Annotated in this window: 2 protein-coding genes and 1 pseudogene; all 3 read right to left on the minus strand. The window is 74.6% G+C overall.

The window, feature by feature from the left end; translation table 11 throughout:
* Nucleotides 1-456: pseudogene (locus ACTUAL_RS08150) on the minus strand (hypothetical protein); the annotation flags it as partial.
* Nucleotides 457-645: 189 nt separating this feature from the next.
* The gene (dhbA, locus tag ACTUAL_RS08155; RefSeq protein ID WP_096497773.1) at nt 646-1,416 is read right to left on the minus strand and encodes a 2,3-dihydro-2,3-dihydroxybenzoate dehydrogenase; all 771 of its coding nucleotides are present in this window, start codon (nt 1,414-1,416) and stop codon (nt 646-648) included.
* Between the two features lie 258 nt (nt 1,417-1,674).
* A partial coding sequence (locus ACTUAL_RS08160; protein ID WP_440899813.1) for an alpha/beta hydrolase occupies nt 1,675-1,947 on the minus strand: 273 nt, incomplete at its 5' end.

Here is a 1,947-nt window from a genome sequence, read left to right on the forward strand (position 1 = left end):
ACCGCCGTTCGGTCCCGCGCCGAGTCCCGGCTCTGCGTCGATCCCCGGCTCCGCGCCGATCCCCGGTCCGGTGCCGATCCCCGATCCCGTGCCGATCCCCGACCCCGAATCGTGCGCGGCCCGTGCTGTCCGGTGCGCCCACGCGGTCGTCGCGGCGGGGGAGGGTTCGGCCCTCCGCACCACCGCGGGCACCACGAGGCTGCTGTCGGCCCCGGCCGCGAAGCCCAGCGCGCCGACCACGACGGGGTTCTCCACCCCGAGCTCGGCGGCCTCCCGCAGCGCCCGCGCGGCGGCGTGCGCCCGCCGGCCCTTGGGGGCGTCGACGTTCGCGTGGACCCCGTCCGCGAGCAGGGCCCCGCGCGCCGACGAGAAGTAGAACGACCCCGGCAGGTAGGCGGCCAGCAGGTCGGCGGCCCGGTGCGCTGGGCGTGGCCGGACCAGTGCGGTTGGTGGCAAGGCAGAACGTCCTTTCCGGCAGGTGCGCGAGGGGTGGGGGAGCGGTCCGCGGTGATGACCACGTCACTTCCCGTTAATTTTGGTTAGCCTAACCTAACTAGCCGGTGCTGCGGCAACGGTGTTCCTGATCACCCTTGGTCACCACGCCTCACGACCGGGGCACCACGTCCGTGCCGCCCCGGCGGGCCGTCACGCCCGGAGCGTCGCCCCGCCGTCCACGTACAGGTCCTGCATGGTGATGTGCCGGGCCCGGTCCGACGCCAGGAACAGCACCGCCTCGGCGATGTCGCCGGGGTCCGCGATCCGCTTCAGCGGAATCCCCACCCGGTACCGGGCGAGGTCCCCCGCGATCACCCGCTCGGGCCCGTTCCCGTCCGTCCACAGCGCCCGCTGCATCGGCGTGTCCGTCGAGCCGGGCGAGACGACGTTGCACCGGACCCCGTGCTCGGCGACCTCCAACCCCAGGCAGCGCGCCATCATCGTGGCGGCGGCCTTGGACGCCGCGTAGGCCCCCATCCCGCTGCGCGGCACACCCGCCGCGTTCGACCCCACCAGCACCAGCGCCCCCGACCGCCGGGCGACCATGCGCCGGGCGAGCGAGCTCAGCACCGTGAACGCGCCGGTGGCGTTGACCGCGAACGTGGCGGCCCAGTCCTCCTGCGAGACGCCGCACAGCTCCCCGCCGCGCAGCACCCCCGCCGCCGACACCCCGACGTCGATGGGCCCGAGCTCGCGCTCCGCGTCCGCGATCACCCGCTCGACGGAACCCGGATCGGTGACATCGGCGAGGTACCCGGTGATGTTCCCGTGGGACGGTGCGTCGTGCAGGTCAACCGAGGCGACCCGCGCCCCGGCCGCCGCGAGCGCCGAGGCGACCGCCGCCCCGATCCCGCTCGCACCCCCGGTGACCAGTGCGGTCTTCCCGGCGAAATCAGCTGTGGATACCCCGTTGCCACCCACTGGCACGCCACTCCCCCTAGATCACGCTTTGGTTAGCCTTGCCTAAGCTAAACGCAAAGCGCAATTTCCGGAAGCCGCCCTCCCGGTGATCGGAAGCACCACGGGTGACGGGACGGGCGCACGTGGTAACGCCAGGAGGGTGACAGAGCGCGCCCCCTGGGGGAAGGGCCACAGTCCCCACCGCCACCCCGCCCGCTCATGCGCGAGGGCGCGCCGGGACCGGAATCCCGACGCGCCCCCACGACCTCCGGCGCCGGCTCAGCCCCAGGTGGGCCGCTCCACCCCGACACCACCCGGAACCGACGCCCGCGAGCCCGCCGCGGCGGGCGGCTCAACCCCGGCGCACCGCGTCCCCTCGCGCGGCACCTCCAGGTCCACCAGGTACCGGTCCGTGTGCCCGTCCGCGCACGCACCGCGCCCGTAGACCCCGTGCCCCCAGCCCTCGTACGTCAGCAGCACCGCAGCGCCCCGCGCCTGCCGGTGCGCGCCGACCGCCCACGAGTACGGCGTCGACGGGTCGTGCAGCGCGTT

The organism is Actinosynnema sp. (assembly GCF_052038725.1).